We start from the raw sequence: 1,479 nt of genomic DNA, 5'->3' as shown, positions 1-1,479 counted from the left end.
TGAACCGCACCCCGATTGTTGGACTGAAGAAATTCAGATTCGATGATCGGAGGTGCGGTTCTTTCGTATGCGTGAGGATCGAAGGAGACGTTACGACGACGGGTTCCGCCGCGAGGCGCTGGAACTCATCAAGGCCGGAGCCGGCGGGAACACGCTCGCCAGACGGCTTGCCATACCGGTGTATACCGCGAGAAACTGGATCAGGCTGTACAGGTCCGGCGGCGAGGAGGCGGTCATGGGAGGCAACGGCAGCAGACGCTACGACTGGGAGACGAAGGTCGCAGCCGCGCGCGACCACGTCGAGAACGGCATGACCAAGACGGAGGTCATGGCGAAGTACGCGATCGCGAGCATCGCGCCGTTGGAACGCTGGTGCCGCGAGTACCGGGCGGGAGGCCCGGAGGCGCTCAGGCCGAGGCCCAAGGGCAGGCCCAGAGGCTCGAAATCCAAACCGAAACCCGAACCCACGCGCGAGCAGGAGCTCGCCGAACAGGTCGCCTATCTGAAGGCGAAGGTCGCGTACCTGGAAAAACTCCGGGCCCTGCGGGCGCAGAAGTCACGAGACGCGAGAGAAGCGCCGTCGTCCGACTGCTCGCAGGGCGGGGACACCGGCTCGACCACCTCCTCGAGATAGCCGGGCTGCCGCGATCCACGTACTACCATCACCTGTCGCGCCCGGCGCACGTGTCCAGGCCGGACGTGGAGCCGATGGTACGGGAGATATGGGAGCGCACCCCGAACGGGTGCGGCCACCGGCAGGTGCGCATGTGCCTGGTCCACGAGTTCGGCACGCGCATATCCGCCAAAACCGTGCTCGGGGTCATGCGCCGCATGGGACTGAGATGCGCCATCCGCTCCAGGAACCCGTGGAGGAGGTACAGCTCGTACAGGGGCGAGACGGGCGATCACGTGCATAACCTGCTCAAACGCGACTTCGACGCGGCCCGTCCGTTCTCCAAGCTCGGGACCGACGTCACCGAGTTCAAGGTCGCGGGCGGCAAGGCGTACCTCGCGCCCGTGTACGACATGGCCAGCAAGGAGATCGTCGCCTGGGACGTGAGCCGCAGTCCGGACCTCGGGCAGCAGAGGCGCCTGCTCGCCATGCTCGCGGAGCGCCTGCCCGCCGGCGCGGAGCCGATCCTGCACAGCGACATGGGATGGCAGTACCAGCACCAATGGTGGCGGGACGAGCTCGAACGCCTCGGCATCCGCCAGTCCATGAGCCGCAAGGGCAACTGCCTGGACAACGCCGCCACCGAGCAGGTCTTCGGCCACTTGAAGGACGAGTTCTACCGAGGCCGGGAGTTCGACTCGTACGAACAGTTCAAACGCGAACTGGACGCCTACATCATCCATTGGAACACCAGACGGCGCCAGATACGACTCGAGGGACACACCCCGGAGGAGTTCCGGAGCATGTCCCTCGCGGTCTAGGGCTGTATCCTAATTAACAACGTCCAACAAACGGGGCGCAGTTCA

The 1,479-nt window shown here is 65.0% G+C and carries 2 protein-coding genes; both read left to right on the top strand.

Annotation, left to right across the window (positions count from 1 at the left end):
- Positions 1-67 precede the first annotated feature (67 nt).
- On the top strand, positions 68-634 hold the full coding sequence (locus tag NBH13_RS08640; protein ID WP_065439487.1) for a helix-turn-helix domain-containing protein: 567 nt from the start codon (positions 68-70) through the stop codon (positions 632-634).
- Positions 589-1,434, top strand: coding sequence for an IS3 family transposase (locus NBH13_RS08635; protein ID WP_081291877.1), 846 nt, complete (start codon positions 589-591; stop codon positions 1,432-1,434). Before NBH13_RS08640 ends, NBH13_RS08635 begins: the two co-directional genes overlap by 46 nt.
- Positions 1,435-1,479: the final 45 nt, after the last annotated feature.

Origin of the sequence: Bifidobacterium intestinale, from assembly GCF_023656765.1 — a bacterium.
GTDB lineage: Bacteria > Actinomycetota > Actinomycetes > Actinomycetales > Bifidobacteriaceae > Bifidobacterium > Bifidobacterium hominis.
Note: the sequence above shows the minus strand (reverse complement) of the source record. Positions and strands in the feature narration are given on the sequence as shown.

Excerpts from the sequence above, each read along its gene's own strand:
- NBH13_RS08640 (WP_065439487.1), top strand. The coding sequence starts at position 68 with ATGCGTGAGGATCGAAGGAGACGTTACGACGACGGGTTCCGCCGCGAG.